13 protein-coding genes are annotated in these 16,663 nt (G+C 67.4%); 9 read left to right on the top strand and 4 right to left on the bottom strand.

Features of this window, described 5'->3' with window-relative positions; genetic code table 11:
* Window positions 1-9 precede the first annotated feature (9 nt).
* On the bottom strand, window positions 10-1,218 hold the full coding sequence (locus WKR98_RS22930; RefSeq protein WP_124690404.1) for an amino acid ABC transporter substrate-binding protein: 1,209 nt from the start codon (window positions 1,216-1,218) through the stop codon (window positions 10-12).
* Window positions 1,219-1,336: 118 nt separating this feature from the next.
* On the opposite strand from WKR98_RS22930, the gene WKR98_RS22925 reads away from it, so the two are divergent.
* The 4 genes from WKR98_RS22925 to WKR98_RS22910 all read left to right on the top strand — a co-directional run bounded on the left by WKR98_RS22925 (window position 1,337) and on the right by WKR98_RS22910 (window position 5,443).
* Window positions 1,337-2,077, top strand: coding sequence for an IclR family transcriptional regulator (locus WKR98_RS22925; protein WP_124690405.1), 741 nt, complete (start codon window positions 1,337-1,339; stop codon window positions 2,075-2,077).
* A gap of 161 nt (window positions 2,078-2,238) precedes the next feature.
* On the top strand, window positions 2,239-3,582 hold the full coding sequence (locus WKR98_RS22920; protein WP_124690406.1) for a Rieske 2Fe-2S domain-containing protein: 1,344 nt from the start codon (window positions 2,239-2,241) through the stop codon (window positions 3,580-3,582).
* A 77-nt stretch (window positions 3,583-3,659) separates the two neighbouring features.
* Entirely contained in the window at window positions 3,660-4,409 is a 750-nt protein-coding gene (locus tag WKR98_RS22915; protein ID WP_341434762.1) for a class II aldolase/adducin family protein, read from the top strand.
* On the top strand, window positions 4,406-5,443 hold the full coding sequence (locus WKR98_RS22910; RefSeq protein WP_341434761.1) for an aldo/keto reductase: 1,038 nt from the start codon (window positions 4,406-4,408) through the stop codon (window positions 5,441-5,443). The genes WKR98_RS22915 and WKR98_RS22910 overlap by 4 nt, the downstream gene beginning before the upstream one ends.
* 14 nt (window positions 5,444-5,457) lie before the next feature.
* Here the strand turns inward: WKR98_RS22910 and WKR98_RS22905 are convergent, their stop codons facing one another.
* Window positions 5,458-6,375, bottom strand: a complete 918-nt coding sequence (locus WKR98_RS22905) for a LysR family transcriptional regulator (RefSeq protein ID WP_124690408.1) — start codon at window positions 6,373-6,375, stop codon at window positions 5,458-5,460.
* A 312-nt stretch (window positions 6,376-6,687) separates the two neighbouring features.
* On the opposite strand from WKR98_RS22905, the gene WKR98_RS22900 reads away from it, so the two are divergent.
* The 5 genes from WKR98_RS22900 to WKR98_RS22880 all read left to right on the top strand — a co-directional run bounded on the left by WKR98_RS22900 (window position 6,688) and on the right by WKR98_RS22880 (window position 13,103).
* Window positions 6,688-7,440: an SDR family NAD(P)-dependent oxidoreductase gene (locus WKR98_RS22900; RefSeq protein WP_341434760.1), complete on the top strand. Its 753-nt coding sequence runs from the start codon at window positions 6,688-6,690 to the stop codon at window positions 7,438-7,440.
* Window positions 7,437-9,533 (top strand): hydantoinase/oxoprolinase family protein, encoded by a 2,097-nt coding sequence (locus WKR98_RS22895; protein WP_341434759.1) that lies wholly within the window; start codon window positions 7,437-7,439, stop codon window positions 9,531-9,533. Before WKR98_RS22900 ends, WKR98_RS22895 begins: the two co-directional genes overlap by 4 nt.
* Entirely contained in the window at window positions 9,533-11,227 is a 1,695-nt protein-coding gene (locus WKR98_RS22890) for a hydantoinase B/oxoprolinase family protein (protein WP_341434758.1), read from the top strand. The genes WKR98_RS22895 and WKR98_RS22890 overlap by 1 nt, the downstream gene beginning before the upstream one ends.
* Window positions 11,224-12,060 (top strand): NAD(P)-dependent oxidoreductase, encoded by an 837-nt coding sequence (locus WKR98_RS22885; protein WP_341434757.1) that lies wholly within the window; start codon window positions 11,224-11,226, stop codon window positions 12,058-12,060. Before WKR98_RS22890 ends, WKR98_RS22885 begins: the two co-directional genes overlap by 4 nt.
* A gap of 77 nt (window positions 12,061-12,137) precedes the next feature.
* Entirely contained in the window at window positions 12,138-13,103 is a 966-nt protein-coding gene (locus WKR98_RS22880; protein ID WP_341434756.1) for a Bug family tripartite tricarboxylate transporter substrate binding protein, read from the top strand.
* A gap of 19 nt (window positions 13,104-13,122) precedes the next feature.
* Here the strand turns inward: WKR98_RS22880 and WKR98_RS22875 are convergent, their stop codons facing one another.
* Both WKR98_RS22875 and metE read right to left on the bottom strand, forming a co-directional pair.
* Entirely contained in the window at window positions 13,123-14,244 is a 1,122-nt protein-coding gene (locus WKR98_RS22875; protein WP_341434755.1) for a 5-methyltetrahydropteroyltriglutamate--homocysteine S-methyltransferase, read from the bottom strand.
* Window positions 14,245-14,248: 4 nt separating this feature from the next.
* Window positions 14,249-16,543 (bottom strand): 5-methyltetrahydropteroyltriglutamate--homocysteine S-methyltransferase, encoded by a 2,295-nt coding sequence (metE, locus tag WKR98_RS22870; protein ID WP_341434754.1) that lies wholly within the window; start codon window positions 16,541-16,543, stop codon window positions 14,249-14,251.
* Between the last annotated feature and the right edge of the window lie 120 nt (window positions 16,544-16,663).

Below are 16,663 nucleotides of genomic sequence, written 5' to 3'. Positions count from 1 at the left end.
TTGAACCGCCTAACGCGCGTCCCAGGCCGGCATCGGATACTTGGGCTGCGTGATGAAGCCCTTGGCCCCATAGACCTCGGCCAGCTTGTCGCCCTGCACCTGGATCACGACCTGCGGCAAGTCGATCTGCCCCTGGGCATTGAAGGCGATGGGGCCATACAGGCTGTCGAAGCGGGTCTTGGCCAGGGCGTCGCGCACTTTCTGCGGGTTCAGGCTGTCGGCGCCTTCCATGGCCCGGACCAGGGCCTGGACGTCGGCCACGCCCGAGGCCGCATGGTAGTCCGGGTCATAGCCATACTTCGCCTTATAGGCCTGGGCGAACTGCTCGGCGTCGCCGAACCAGCGGTCCTTCAACGCTGCGGACGGCAGCCATGCCGTCATGCCGAAAGCGTAGTCCGCATCGGCGCCAAGCGCCTTGCGGAAGTCCTCGGACGGGACACCGACCGTGAACGAGTACAGCTTGGGCGCGACGGCTAGACTCTTGGCCTGCCGCACGAAATTCAGGATCTCCGTCTCGTGCCCGGCCACCAGGACCGCATCCACCTTCTTGCTCTTGATCTGCGACAGGAGCGAGGCGAAGTCCGTGGCGTTGGTGCTGTAGCGCTCGTCCATCGCCACCTGCAATCCCGCGGACTTCAGCAGCGGACGCGTGCCCTGCGCGACCGACACATCGAACGCGTCGTCCGCGTACAGCAGCGCCACGCTGGCCGGCACGGGCTTGAGCGCCTTGAGCATGTCGACCGTGCTGCCGAAGTAATTGCTGGCGGGCGCCAAGGTGCCGAATATGTATTTGAATTTGCGCGAGAAGATCTGGTCCGAAGCGCCACCGCCCTGCACCATCGGCACCTTGTATTTTTCCGCGACGGCGGAATCGGCCAGCGCGAAGTTGCTGGCGAAGGGGCCCAGCAGCAGGTTGACCTTGTCCTGGGTCACGAGCTGCGTGTACTGGCGCACGCTCAGGTTCACGTCGGACTGGTTGTCGTAGATCTTGAGCGCCAGCGTGTGGGGCACGCCCCCGATCTTCACGCCGCCGGCGGCGTTGATCTGGTCGACCGCGATCTGGTAGGCATCGCGGTAATAGCGTCCGGTGTTCGCGACGGGGCCGGTGAGCTGGATGGAGGCCCCCAGGACGATGGTGGGAGCAGCGGGGGCTGCCGATGCGCCGGAGCACAGGACAAACGCCAGAGCGGGCAAGGCCCGCAGTAGATGTCGAGACATGATGATGTCTCCTTTCGAACCTATGGCGTCCATTCTCGGGCGCATATCCTTACGTTCGCCTGAACCTCGTGCCAATGACGCGCCGACTCCTCCGTCCCATCTGCTATCGTTCCCCTCCATGACCACCGCCCCCGCCGACTCCTCCACCGACGACCGCCCTCGTGTCGAAGCCGTGGAGCGCTCCCTGCTGCTGCTCAAGTGCTTCGAGAAGCCGGGCGAGGCGCTGTCGCTGGCCGTGCTGGCGCAGCGTTCGGGCCTGTACAAGAGCACCATCCTGCGCCTGGCGTCCTCGCTCATCCACATGGGTTTCCTGCAGCGCGATGCCATGGGGGTGTTCCGGCTGGGCCCGGAATTGCGCCGCCTGGGGGCGCTCAGCCACAGCCAGGTGGATCTGGCGCCGCTGATGCGGCCGGTGTTGCTGAAGCTGTCGGCCCAGACCCAGGAAACGGTGTCTTTCTACGTACGCGACGGCGACGAGCGCATCTGCCGCTATCGCGTCAATTCGCCGCGCTCGGCCCGCCACCATCTAGAGGAAGGCACGCGACATCCGCTGTCCAGCGGCGCGGCGGGCAAGATCCTGCGGGCTTTCGGCGGCGAACCCATGGATGACGCGGAAGCGATCCGGACGCAGGGGTGGACGGCTTCGTGCGGCGAGCGCGATCCCGACCTGGCGGCGGTGGCCGTGCCGGTGCGCAACGCTCAGGGGGAACTGCTGGGCGCGCTGGCTGTGTCGGGGTTGATCTACCGTTTCACTCCTGAGCAGATCGAACTGGCGCGGCGCGCGCTGCAGGAGGCCGTGCGCGCGCTGGAACCGCGCCTGCCGCCCCTGGAAATGACCGATCTGACCGACCAGGGCTGATCCCGCCGCGACGATCGAGCCGCCAGTTCGATACCGGGCTGGCTTTTTTTTTCGCCTCAACCGTTCTATCTAACAGAATTTATTCTTCTTGACAGAACGCATGGCACTGACCAGAATGCCTGCATCCGGAAAGCACTGCCGCTATCACGAGGAGACCAGAGATGTTGAGCGAAGCGATGAACGAACGCCTGACCCGGGTCGGGCCCGGCACCCCCTGTGGCGAGCTGATGCGCCGCTACTGGATCCCGATCTATCCCTATTCCCAACTGCTGGAAGATCCCGTGCGCAAGGTGCGCATCCTGGGCGAGGATCTGGTGCTGTATCTCGACAAGAGCGGCCAGATGGGCCTGGTGGGAGACCGTTGCCTGCATCGCAAGGTGGACCTGAAGTACGGCATTCCCGACGAGCACGGTCTGCGCTGCCCGTATCACGGCTGGTTGTTCGATCAGTCGGGCAAATGCACGGAGCGGCCCATGGAGCTGCGTCCGCACGAAGAGATCAAGCACAAGCTGGTGGCCTATCCGGTGCAGGAACTGGGCGGCCTGGTGTTCGCCTACATGGGACCGTCGCCGGCGCCGGCGCTGCCGCGCTGGGACATGTTCGTGTGGCCCAATGCCATTCGCCAGATCGGCATCACGGTCATCGACTGCAACTGGCTGCAATGCCAGGAGAATACGGGCGACCCGACCCATAGCGCGTGGGCCCACGGCCATCTGTTCGAGTACGAGCTGAATCGCAGGGGCAAGCTGCAGGAGCGCAGCTCGGACAGCCTGCACACGCTGCACCAGCGCAAGCGCGTGGGCGTGGGCATCAAGGAAATCTACGCCAGCCAGTCCGAGCACGGCTTCCGCAAGGGAATACGTTATTCGAAGGAACTGGGCGCCGATGCCGACAAGGACCAGGAGCACTCGACGGTCATCTTCCCGTTCTATACCCAGACCGGCAAGACGGGAGCGCCGCGCAGCGAATACCAGATCCGCGTGCCGATGGACGATACCCATACCTACCATATCTGCTATCAGGTCTACGCCGCGCCGCCGGGGGTCGAGGCGCCCAGGCAGGATGTGGTGCCCTATTACGTGCCGCCCACCCACGACGAGAACGGCCGCCCCATCCTGGACTACGTGCTGGCGCAGGATGCGATCGTGTGGGTGGCGCAAGGCCCGATCGCGGATCGCAGCACGGAGCTGCTCGGCCGTACCGACCTGCCCATTATCGTGCTGCGCCGCCAGCTGGACGAACAGATCACACGGGTCGAGCAAGGCCAGGAGCCTATCAATTTCTTCCGCGAAAGCCCGGACATGATCCACCCGACCGGCTCGCCGCCCGACTACAGCAAACCCGAAACGCTGAACAAGCACGGCTTTCGCAAGTACTACCACAAGGGGTTCGCGAACGACGACGCCGACCGCTACGGCCCGCTGATCGAAACCGTGAAAGAACTGCATCGCGCGATCGAGGAATTCGAACTGCGCCGGGCCGGCGACACGGTGGTCTCGGCATGAGCGCGCCCGCACGGCCGCCCGAAGGGCGCGCGACCTCCCCCGGGGAGGATGTCGCGCAGCGACAGGAGGGTAGTCCAGTGAGCGCGCCCGCACGGCTGTCCGGAGAAGACGCGGCCCTGACTCCGCTGGATCAGGCCAAGCAGACCCTGATCGCCGCCGGCCGGGTGCTGGCCGCCCATGGGCAGGGCGATATGACGCGCGGCCACATCTCGGTGCGCGTGCCCGGCGATCCCTCGCTGTTCCTGATGAAGCCCCACGGCTTCGGCTTCGACGAAATGACGATGGACAACATCGTCACCTGCGACCTGGAGGGTCGCAAGGTGGCGGGCCACGCCGGCCGCCACAGCGAGGTGTTCATCCATTCGGAGATCTACCGCGCCCGGCCCGACGTGGAGAGCGTCCTGCACGCGCACCCTGCCCAGGTAGTGGCATTCACGGCCACGGGGCGCAAGCTGCGGCCCATCAGCCAGCCGGGCGCCGTCTTCGCCGAGGGCGTGCCTGTCTACACCGGCAGCATCGACCTGGTCCGCACACCCGAGATGGGGGCCGACGTGGCCGCCGCGCTCGGCCCCTGCAAGGCGGTGCTGATGCGCCACCACGGGATGGCGATCGCCTCGCGCAGCGTGCAGGAAACCGTGGTGCTGGCGCTGATGCTGGACGAGGCCTGCACCATCCAGCTCCTGGCCGAGGCCGGCGGCGCCCAGCTATGCGAGGAGTTTCCGGCCGACGACGTGATGAAGCTGCACGACAAGCTGAACCGGCCCGCGCAGTTCGGCATCAATTTCGACTATCTGCATCGCTGCGCGCTGCGGCGTGGAGCGACATGATGCGATACCGGCGCATGGGCCGCACCGGCCTCGCGGTGTCCGAGATCGGCTTCGGCTGCGGCGGCAACGCCGGGCTGATGTTGCGCGGCACGGCGGCCGAGCAGGCCCGCATCGTGGCACGGGCGCTGGAACTGGGCGTTAATTATTTCGACAATGCGCCCGATTACGGCGACGGCGCGGCCGAACGCAACCTGGGCCGCGCGCTGAAAGCGGCGGGCGCACGCCCGCTGCTGTGCTCGAAGGTGGAGATCCGCCGCGCGGACCTGGACGACATCGCCGGCCATGTCGTGCGATCCACGGAAGACAGCCTGCGCCGGCTGGGAGTCGATGCGCTGGACGTGCTGCAGATCCACAATGCCCCGTGGCACGAGGCGCCGGCGATGGAAGGCGTCTATTACGCCCGGTTGGGCATCGATGATTATCTGCGCGACGGCGGCGTCCTGGATGGCCTGGCTCGGCTACTGCGCGACGGCAAGGTGCGCCACGCGGGCTTCGTCTGCCGCGGCGACGACGTGAACGTGGCCCAAAGGTTGTTCCAGACCGGGATGTTCGGAATGATCAACGTTCCCTATACCCTGCTCAACCCGACGGCCGGCCAGGCCCCGCCCCCTGGCCTGAATGTGGCGCGCGACGGCGGCGGCGTGCTGTGCCATGCGCGCGGGGCGGATGTCGGCGCCGCCATCTACAGCGTGCTGGCGGGCGGCTTCCTGAGCGAGGACAGCGCCGCGGGGCGCCCGCGCCACCCGGTGGCGCGAACGGTCGACCCCGCGGCCGAGGCGGTACGGCTGAACATGGAGCGGGCGCGCAGTCTGCGCTTCCTGGCGGCGGACACCGGCGGCACCCTGGCACAGGCGGCCTTCCGCTTCGTGCTGTCGCACCCTGGGGTCAGCACGGCGCTGGGGGGATTCTCGGCCATGGAGCAACTGGAGGAGATCGCCGCAGCGTCCGACGCCGGCCCCCTGCCCGGCTCGGCCCTGGCCGCGCTGGAGCGCGTCTGGCGCACGGACTTCGGACTGGCCACCGCCCTGCCGTAACGCCCCGCCGCGCCCTAACGCGACATCCATTTTCGCTCGTTGGCGTTCTGCTCGAAATGGCGGGACATGAAGTCGATGAAGGCCCGCACCTTGGCCGGCAGGTGCTTGCGCGTCTGGTAGGCGATGTTGATCGACAGCAGCGGCAGTTCCCAATCCTCCAGCAGCGGCACCAGCCGGCCTTCGCACAAATCGTCGTACACGGCATACATGGGCTGGATCAGGATGCCCATGCCATCGAGCGCGGCCACCTGCAGCAGCAGGCCGTCGTTGGCTTCCAGCAGGCTCTTGACCTTCAGCACCTGCGTCTCGCCGCCACGCGAGAAATGCAGTTCGTTGGGATGCTGCACGTAGCTGTACAGCAGCAGCTTGTGCTGCGTCAGTTCATCGATGGTGCGCGGCGTGCCATGGCGCGCCAGATAGGCGGGTGACGCCACCACGACGCGGCGCGTGCGTGCCAGCCGGCGCACGGTGATGTTGGATTCGACCTCGTATTCGCGGGTGCGGATGGCGATGTCGATGCCGCTTTCGATGAAATCGAAATAGCGGCTAGCCGACACCAGTTGCACGTCCACCTCGGGATAGAGCGCCATGAACTCGGGCAGCAGCGGCAGGATCAGCTTCATGCAGAAGAGTTCCGAGCTGGTGATGCGCAGCGTTCCCGACGGATGCAGCGCCGTCGCGTTGATGGCGGCCTCGGCCTCGCGCATGGTGCCCAGCGCCTGCTTGCACTGATGGTAGAAGTCCTCGCCCGCGGCCGTCACGCCCAGGCGCCGCGTGGTGCGATCCACCAGCCGCACGCCCAGCCGCTGTTCCAGTGACTCCAGGTAACGGCTGGCCGTGGCGTTCGACACGTCGATCGCCTCGGCCGCTTTCGACAGGCTACCCAGTTCGGCTATCTGCACGAACAGTTCGAATTCTGCCCATCGGTCCAATGTTCCGTCTCCTTGCCGGGGGAATGCGCGCGCCGCGGAGGCCGGCGGCTTCATGCGAAAAAACTGAAAAAGACAATTGCAGTCGGGGCGTTCTTCTTCTCATGACGCGACGATATATTGCCTGCTATCGAGAATAACTCATAGCGAGAGCGAGACAGCCATGCAGCCCCCCTTCCCGCCGGCCTAGGTCGCCCCTTCCGGGCTCCGGCCCGGCCCCCATCCCATCGCGCATCGATGCGGCCCGCGCGGGCCGCAGGCCACCGGCTTGCCCGCGGACGATGCGCCGCTCCACTCCAAGTTCGAGGAACCCTTATGAAGCTTGAAGGCAAAGTCGCCATCATCACCGGCGCCGGCCGCAACATCGGCGAGGAAACCGCCAGGTTGCTGGCCGCCGAAGGCGCCCGCATCGCCGTGGTGGACATGGACGCCGGGCGCGGCGCCCGGGTCGCCGCCGACATCCGCAAGACCGGTGGCGATGCCGCCGAGTTCGTGGTGGACATCGCCAGCGAAAGCGACGTGCGCGGCTTGATCGATGCCGTCGCCGAGCGCTGGGGGCAGGCGGCCGACATCCTGGTCAACAACGCGGCCATCTCCGACAACAAGCACGTGCTGGATATCACCAAGGAAGACTGGGACCGCGTGATCGCGGTGACGCTTACCGGGCCTTTCCTGCTCAGCCGCTATTTCGCCAAGAAACTGGTGGAACAGCAGCGTCCGGGCGCCATCGTCAACGTCGGCTCGACCTCGGGTTTCTACGGCCGCAAGCGGGCCGTGGCCTATGCCGCGGCCAAGGGCGGCGTGGCCAACCTGACGCGTGCGCTGGCGGTCCAACTGGCGCCGCACGATATCCGCGTCAATGCCGTGATCCCGAACAAGATCGGCTCGCCCGTGGGCAAGGACGAATTCGATCCCACCCGGCCGGTGGTCAACCTGCGCGGCCGCGTGGGCGTGCCGCTCGACATGGCGCGCGCCGTGTTGTTCATGGTGTCCGAGGACTCGGACTTCATCGTTGGCGACATGCTGTTCGTCGACGGCGGCGTGACCTCGATGATGGCGGGGGAATGATGGACGCTCCCGTGCATCGCTATCGCCTGGGCGTGGACGTAGGCGGCACGCATACCGACCTGGTGGTGCTGGACGTGGCCACCGGCGAACTGATGGTGGAAAAGGTTTCCAGCACCCCCGAGAACCCGGCGCTGGGCGTGCTGAACGGCGTGGCGCGCTTCGTCGAACGCGGCGTGGACGTCCGCCGCATGGAATTCTTCGCGCACGGCACGACCATCACCACCAACGCGCTGCTGGAATCCCGCGGCGCCCGCGTCGGCCTGCTGATCACCCAGGGCTACCGCGCCGTACAGGAAGTGCAGAACCAGGCGCGTGACGGCAACCTGTTCGACTATTTCTACGCCAAGCCCGAGCCCATCGCGCCGCAGCGGCTCACGCGCGAAATTCCCGAGCGTTCGGACCATGCCGGCAACGTGCTCGTGGCGCTGGACCATGACGCCGTGCGGCAGGCGGCACGCGAACTGCGCGAGGCGGGCGTCGAATCGATCGCCGTCTGTTTCCTGTTCTCGTTCATGAACCCGGCCCACGAGGAAACCGCCCGCCGCCTGATCCATGAGGTATGGCCCGAGGTCCACGTATCGCTGTCCAGCGAGGTGCTGCCGCGCATCCGCGAATGGCCGCGGCTGTCCACCACCTTGCTCAACGCCTATCTGGAGCCGGTCCTGGTACGCTACATCGCCCACCTGAACAAGGGGCTGGACGAGTCCCGCCTGGGCACGCAGCAGCGCTTCCTGATGCAATCCAACGGCGGCGTGATGCCGTTCACCGCCGCGGTGGGCGGCGGCAAGACGGTCCATACGCTGTTGTCCGGGCCCGCCGCCGGCGCCCAGGCCAGCGCCTACCTGGCCGAATCGCACGCGCAGCGCGGACTGGTGACGCTGGACATGGGCGGCACCAGCGCCGACATCGCCTTCATCGAAGGCGGCATTCCGCTGGAAGTCACCGAGGGCAGCATCGCCCGCCGCCAGGTGGACGTGCCGGCGCTGGACATGACGACCATCTCCGCCGGCGGCGGGTCGATCGCCTGGGTCGACGGATCGGGCTTCCTGGCGATCGGCCCCCGCAGCGCCGGCGCCACCCCCGGCCCGGCCTGCTACGGACGCGGCGGCACCGAACCGGCCGTGACCGACGCCGACCTGGTGTGCGGCTGCCTGAATCCCGACTACTTCCTGGGCGGCTCGCAAGGCCTGGACGTCGCGGCCTCGCACGCGGCCATCGAAAGCCGCATCGCCCAGCCGCTGGGCATGACGGTGATCGAGGCAGCGGTCGGCATCCGCCGCATCGTCGACATGCGCATGGCCGACGAGGTGCGCGTGTTCGCGGCCCGGCGCGGCGTCGACCTGACCTCGTTCACGCTGCTGCCCTTCGGCGGGGCCGGCGCGGTGCATGCGGCCGCGGTGGCCGAGGAACTGGGCATCCGCCACATCCTGGTGCCGCCCCGGCCGGGCGCGTTCTCGGCGCTGGGCCTGCTGTGCACCGACGTGGTCCACGACTACATCCGCTCCGACCTGAAGCCGCTGGCCGACCTCGAAGCCGGGCACGTCGAATCGGTATTCCGGCAACTGGAGGACAAGGCGCGCGAGGAACTGGCCGCCGAGGACATGGACGTGCGTTCGGCCCGTTTCCTGCGCGAGATGGACTTGCGCTACACCGGCCAGGGCTATGAACTGCGTACGTCGCTCGACGGCCTGTACCAGGACCAGGTGGATGCGGCCACGCTGGCGGCGGCGCGGCAGCGCTTCGACGAGCGGCATGCGCAGATCCACGGGCATGCGGCGGCCAACCGGCCGGTGGAAGTGGTGAGCTACCGCCTGCGCGTGCGCGTGGCGGTACCCAAGTACCAGCCGCGGGAGCAGCCGGGCGGCACGCCGCGCCCGGCCGCCGACGCGCTGAAAGGCCGGCGCCAGCTTTACTTTGCCGGCCCGGAGGCGCTGGACGCGTCCGTCTACGAGCGCGATCGCCTGGACGTGGGCGCCGTCATCGCCGGCCCCGCCATCGTCGAACAGTTCGACGCCACGACCATCGTGCCGCCGGGCTGGACCGGCCGCGTCGATGGCTATCACAACCTGATGCTCGAACACGGAGAAGCCTGATGGATGCCATTACCGTCCAGATCCTGCGCAACAAGGTCGCCAGCCTGGTCGACGAAATGCACTACCATTTCTATCGGTCGGGCTACTCGTCCATCATCCGCGAATCGCGCGACTTCAGCTGCGTGATCCTGGACCGCGAGGGCCGCCTGATCGTCGCCCCACCCATGTTCTTCCACGCTCCGGTGTACCGCCATCTGGTGGGCCGCATCCGGGCTTTGTACGACGGCGGCGAGAACGGCGCCATCCAGGACGGCGACGTGTTCGTGTCCAACCACCCCTACGAGGGCGGACTGCCGCACGTGTCGGACATGGCCTTCGTGGCGCCGGTGTTCTCCGGCGGCGAGATCGTGGCATTCGCCGGCTCCATCGCCCACAAGGCCGACGTGGGCGGCACCGTACCGGGCTCGACCTCGGCCAACGCCACCGAGATGTACCAGGAAGGCCTGCTGCTGCCGCCGCTGAAGATCCACGCGTCGGGCCAGTCCCTGCCCGACGTCGAACGCCTGATCCTGGCCAACAGCCGTCAACCCGAGCTGGTGCGCGGCGACGTCCGGGCACAGATCGCCATCACGAAGATGGGCGCGGCTCGGGTGGCCGAGCTGTGCGAACGCTTCGGCAGCGACACGCTGACCACGGCCTTCGCCGCCATCCTGAAAGGCGCCGCCGACGAGCTTCGCGCGGCGCTGGCGGCTCTGCCCGCCGGCACCGCATCGGCCGAGGGCCTGTTCGACTCGGACGGCATCGACGTCGACAAGCCGGTGCGCCTGGCGGTGACCATCACGGTCAAGGACGGCTCGGCGCACTTCGACTTCTCGGACAGCGGCCCCCAGGCGCGCGGTCCGATCAATCTGCGCCCGCCCATGGTCGAAGCCTGCGTGTTCTATTCGCTGCTGGGCAGCCTGGGGCCGCACCTGCACTTCAACGACGGCATGCGCGACGTGCTGACCTTCACCTACGCGCCGCGCACGGTCACCAATTCCGAGGCGCCCGCGCCAGTGTCGAACTACCAGATGACCAACCTGAAGCTGGTGGACGTGATCATCGAGGCGCTGGCGCATTTCAATCCGGGACGCGCCGCCGCCAACGCCGGCTCGTCCAGCGCGCTGGGCATCCTGTGGTCGCGCGGCCGGCAGGGCCAATCGAACCTGCAATACGAGATCATGGGTTCGGCCTACGGCGGCGGCATGGGACACGACGGCGCCTCCGCCACCGCCACCCACCTGAGCAACCTGCACATCACGCCGATCGAGATCCTGGAGTCGGAGAATCCCTGCCGCATCCGCCGCTTCGAACTGGTGGCGGATTCGGGCGGCGCCGGCCAGTGGCGCGGCGGCCTGAGCTACCAGCGCGAGTACGAGCTGCTGGAAGACGCCGTGGTGATCCGGCGCTTCGACCGCGCGCGCCACGCGCCCAACGGCCTGAACGGCGGTGCGGCAGGCAGCCGCAGCCGCTTCGTCCTGCGCCCGGGCACCGACGCCCAGCACGAGGCCACGCAGTCGGGCCGCTTCGAGCTCAAGGCCGGTGACCGCTTCGTGCTGCAGAGCGCGGGCGGCGGCGGCTTCGGCGATCCGGCCAGGCGCAGTCCCGCGGCGGTGGCCGCCGACGTGGCCGAGGGCTATGTATCGGCCACGGCAGCGCGCGAACAGTACGGGCAATCGCTTTCTTCTTCATTCGACAACGCGAGGCATCCATGACCCGCAACAAGGAACGCGTCGGCATCGTCGGTGCCGGCCGCATGGGCCAACCCATGGTCAAGCACCTGGTCCGGCACGGCTATGCCGTGACCGCCTTCGACATCAGCGCGGACAATCTGGCCAAGACCCGGGAGCTGGGCGCCGCGACCGCCGCCGGGCCGGCCGAGCTGGGCGCGAACGTGGACTTCGTCATCCTGGGGGTGGGCTACGACGCCGAGGTGAACCAGGTCACCCAGAGCCCGGGCGGATTGCTCGAGACCCTGCCGCGCGGCGCGGTGGTGGCCGTGTCGTCCACCGTTGCCCCCGACACCGTCAAGGCACTGGCGGCCCGGGCGGCCGAGCGCGGCGTGGGCGTGCTCGACGCGCCGATCTGCCGCGGCCGATGGTTCGCCGACGAAGGCAAGCTGCTGGCGCTGTTCGGCGGCTCCGCCGAGGTCGTGGAACGGGGACGCAAGGTCTACGGCACCTTCTGTTCCGACATGGTGCACCTGGGCGAGGTCGGCCACGGCCAGGTCGCCAAGGCCATGAACAACCTGTTGCTCTGGATCAATTCCATCGGCCTGATCGAGGCCGGCCGCATCGCCGAATCCACCGGCATCGACCTGCCCAGCCTGCGCGAGGCGCTGATGATGAGCTCGGGCAAGTCGCAGGCGCTGGAGGACTGGGAGCAGACCAGTTTCACGTGGGCGCTGAAGGACATGCAGATCGTGTCCATGATGGCCGATGCCGCGGGCCTGTCGCTGCCGGTGACCGGCGCGGTGCGTGAACTGGTCAAGGATGCGCGCCGGGTCAAGGCCACCAACCCGCCGGGGTGGTCCGGCAAGCCCGCCTGAGGTGAAATGTGCCGTCCTGCGAAAGGCGGCGCGTCCGGATCGTTAACATCCCGCCCACAACGAGGAGAAAAGAGACAATGAAAAAGGCCTGGCTCGTCCCGCTGCTGTCAGCGGCCATTCTTGCCTGTTCGCTTCCCGCCCACGCCCAGACCTACCCGGTCAAACCGGTGAAATTCATCGTGCCCTATCCGCCTGGCGGCACGACGGACGTCCTGGCGCGCGCTGTCGCCAAGGCGCTGTTCGCCAAGTGGAACCAGCCTGTCGTGATCGAGAACCATGGCGGGGCTGGCGGGAACATCGGAGCCGAGATGGTCTACCGTGCCGATCCGGACGGCTACACCCTGCTGTTCGCCTCGCCCGGCCCCCTGGCGATCAACAAGGACCTGTACGCCAAGGTCGGCTACGAACCCGAGAAGTTCGCGCCGATCTCCATCGTCGCCGACGTGCCCAACGTGCTGGTGACCGGCAAGCGGCTGAAGGCCCAGTCGGTGCAGGCCCTGATCGAACTGGCCCGCAAGGAGCCCGGCAAGCTGAACTACGCCTCGCAGGGCAATGGCAGCACGTCGCACCTCAGCGCCGAGATGCTCAAGTCCATGGCCGGCATCAATATCGTGCACGTCCCCTACAAGGGCAGTTCACCAGCGCTGACCGGCCTGATCAGCGGCGAGACGGACATGATGTTCGTGGAGCTGAGTTCGGTGCTGCAGCACATCCGTGCCGGCACGCTGCGGCCGCTGGCGGTGGCCGGCGAGCGCCGCGATCCCCTGCTGCCGGATGTGCCGGCCATGTCGGAACAGTTGCCTGGCTTCGTGTCGACCACCTGGTTCGCGATGGTCGCGCCGCCCCGCACCCCGCAGGCCGTCGTCGACAAGCTGTCGGGCGACGTCGCGGCGGTCATCAAGACCCCAGAGCTGGCCAAGCTCATGGCCGACATCAATCTGCAGGCGGGCGGCACCGACTCCGCCCAGACCCAGGCCTTCCTGGCGCGCGAGCGCGAGCGGTGGAGCAAGGTGATCAGGATGACGGGGGCACAGGTGGAGTGACGGCGTCCGGCCCCGGCCGTCAGCCGTCGCCCCACACCTCCCGCGCCGTCTCCAGCACCAGCCTGAGCTTGTCCCGCTGGGCCGCCACGGCGATGTCATTGCCGTGCACCGTACTGGCGAAGCCGCACTGCGGCGACAGCGCAAGCTGTTCCAGCGGCACATGGCGCGCGGCTTCGTCGATGCGTCGCTTCAGGTCGTCCTTGGACTCCAGTTCGCCGAACTTGGTGCTGACCAGGCCGAGCACCGCGATCTTGCCCTTGGGCAGGAAGCGCAACGGGCGGAAATCGCCGCTGCGGTCGTCGTCGTATTCGAGGAAATAGGCGTCGACGTTCATCTCGGCCAGCAGGGCCTCGGCCACCGGTTCGTAGCCGCCGCTGGCGGCGAAGGTGCTCTTGAAGTTGCCCCGGCACAAATGGATGGCCAGGACCATGCCTTCGGGCTTGTGCGCCGCGACCTTGTTGATGAACCGGGCGTAGCGGTGCGGCAGTTCGTCGGGGTCGTCGCCCCGGCCGGTGGCGGCGGCGCGCATGCGGGCGTCGCACAGGTAGGCCAGGTTGGTGTCGTCGAGCTGCACGTAGCGGCAGCCGGCCGCCGCCAGCGACTTCAGTTCGTCGCCATAGGCGCGCGCGACGTCGTCATAGAAGTCGGGGTCGAGCTCGGGATAGTGCCGGGCGCTGATCCCGGCTCGGCCACCGCGAAAGTGCAGCATGGTCGGCGATGGGATCGCTACCTTGCCGACGCTGCCGGGCGACAACCGGCCTTGCAGGTATTCGAAATCGGCGCGCTGGATGTCGGCCACGTGTCGCACCTTGTCGACCACGGAGATGACGGGCGGCGCGAGTTCGGTCTTGCCGTCGGACCGCTGCACCGCGACCGGCTCGCCGCTGGACACGCCGCCCAGCCGGCGCAGGAAATCGACGTGGAAGTAGGTCCGGCGGAACTCGCCGTCGGTGATGCTTTTCAGGCCGACGTCTTCCTGGAACTTGACGATCTCGGCGATGGCTCGGTCTTCGACGCGCCGAAGTTCATCAGCCGTGATTTCGCCCTTGGCGTGATGGTCGCGCGCCTCGATCAGGTAGGCGGGACGCAGAAAGCTGCCGACGTGGTCGGCGCGGAACGGGGGGTTCAAGGGCAGGCTCATGTTCTTAGCTCGCTTCGCCGCGCAAGGTCCGGGCGGCGGCCACCATGTTGGTCAGCGCCGGGATGACCTCGGCCCATTGGCGGGTCTTCAGGCCGCAGTCCGGATTGACCCACAGGCGCTCGGCCGGCACGCGCTCGGCCGCCTTGCGCATCAGTTGCACGATGTGCGCCTGGGTCGGGATGTTGGGCGAGTGGATGTCGTACACGCCCGGCCCGATCTCGTTCGGGTACTTGAAATCGTCGAACGCATCCAGCAGTTCCATGTCGGAACGGGAGGTCTCGATGGTGATGACGTCCGCATCCATGTCGGCGATGGCCTGGATGATGTCGTTGAACTCCGAATAGCACATGTGGGTGTGGATCTGGGTCTCGTCGCGCACGCCGTTGGCGGTGATGCGGAAGGACTCCACCGCCCAGTCCAGGTATTCCTGCCATTGCGCGCGGCGCAGCGGCAGGCCTTCGCGCAGCGCGGCCTCGTCGATCTGAATCACGCTGATGCCGGCACGCTCCAGGTCCAGGACTTCTGCGCGGATGGCCAGCGCGAGCTGGTAGCACGAGACCGAGCGCGGCTGGTCGTCGCGTACGAAGGACCAGTTCAGGATGGTGACCGGTCCGGTCAGCATGCCCTTCATCGGCTTGTCGGTCAGCGACTGGGCGTACTTGATCCAGGCGACGGTCATCGGGTCCGGGCGGCTGATGTCGCCGAACAGGATGGGCGGCTTCACGCAGCGGGACCCGTAGGACTGCACCCAGCCGAACTGGCTGAACACATAGCCTTCGAGCTGTTCGCCGAAGTATTCGACCATGTCGTTGCGCTCGGCTTCGCCGTGCACCAGCACGTCCAGGCCCAGGACTTCCTGTTCGCGCACGCTACGGCCGATCTCGGCCCGCATGGCGGCCAGGTAGCCGGCCTCGTCCAGCGCGCCGGCCTTGTACTGGCTGCGCGCCAGGCGGATCTCGGCGGTCTGCGGGAACGAACCGATGGTCGTGGTCGGGAAGGCCGGCAGCTTCAACAGAGCCGCCTGCTTCGCGGCCCGCTCGGCGTAGGCGTGCTGGCGGCGCCCCATATTGGCGGCCAGGCGGGCGACGGCTTCCTTGACGGCCGGATTGTGCACGCGCGGCGACGCGCGCCGCGCCTCGATCGCGTCGCGGTTGGCACGCAACGCCGCCTGGGCGGCGCTGCGCCCCTCGCGCAGCGCGACGGCCAGCACCTTCAGTTCTTCGAGTTTCTGCAGCGCGAAGGCCAGCCACGGCTTGACCTCGGCATCCAGCTTCTGCTCGCTGTCCAGGTCCACCGGCACGTGCAGCAGCGAGCACGACGGCGCGATCCACAAGCGTTCGCCCAGTTGCGCGGCCACCGGCGCCAGCCAGTCCAGCACGCCGTTCAGGTCGGTCTTCCAGATGTTGCGGCCGTTGATCACGCCCAGCGATACCACGCGATCGGCCGGCAGGCCGGCGATCAGCGGCTCGACTTCGGCGCGCGCGTTGACCGCGTCCAGGTGCACGCCCTGCACGGGCAGCTCGCACACCAGCGGCAGGTTCTCCTGGAGCTGGCCGAAGTACGTAGCCAGCAGCAGCTTCGCCGGGCCGCCGGCGAACGCGGCGTAGGCGGTGCGGAAGGCCTCGCGCCAGGCGGGGGCCAGTTCAGTGACCAGCACCGGCTCGTCGATCTGCACCCATTCGGCCCCCTGGGCGGCCAGCGTGGCCAGCAGCTCGACGTAGGCCGGCAAGAGGCGCGGCAACAGCGCGAGCTTGTCGGAATCGTCCTTGGCCTTACCCAGCCACAGGTAAGTAACGGGACCGATGACGACGGGCTTGGCCTTGACGCCCTGGGCGCGGGCCTCGGCCAGTTGTTCGACGTAGCGCGAGGCGTCCAGCCTGAACGTCGTGTCGACCGTGAACTCCGGGACGATGTAGTGGTAGTTCGTGTCGAACCACTTCGTCATTTCGCCGGCGGCAACCCCGCCGCAGCAGGCGGCGTGCGCATCCGCGGATTCGGCCGAACGGCCGCGCGCCACGCGGAAGTAGTTGTCCAGCGCATCGCCATGGAAATCTTGCACGCGCGCGGGCAGATTGCCCAGCGTGAAACTCATGTCGAGCACCTGGTCGTAGAACGCGAAATCGCCCACGGGCGCCAGGTCCAGCTCCTTCTGGCTGACCCAGTTCAACTGGCGCAGCTGCGCACCGAGCGCCTTCAGTTCGTCGCGCGCGGACTCGCCCTTCCAGTACCGCTCGAGCCCGAACTTCAGCTCGCGCTTGGCGCCTATGCGCGGAAAACCAAGGTTGTGAGTGGTGACCATATGACCTGCCATCCGATGAATGAGTGCGCGAAACCACGCGGGAAGGCAGTCATCATAGGAGCATCGATCAATGAAATAAAATGGCATTATTTCATTGTTCCATTATATTTATTCATCAAT

The sequence above is a fragment of the Pigmentiphaga sp. YJ18 genome, assembly GCF_038066655.1.
In the GTDB taxonomy this organism is placed as follows: Bacteria; Pseudomonadota; Gammaproteobacteria; order Burkholderiales; family Burkholderiaceae_B; genus Pigmentiphaga.
Note: the sequence above shows the minus strand (reverse complement) of the source record. Positions and strands in the feature narration are given on the sequence as shown.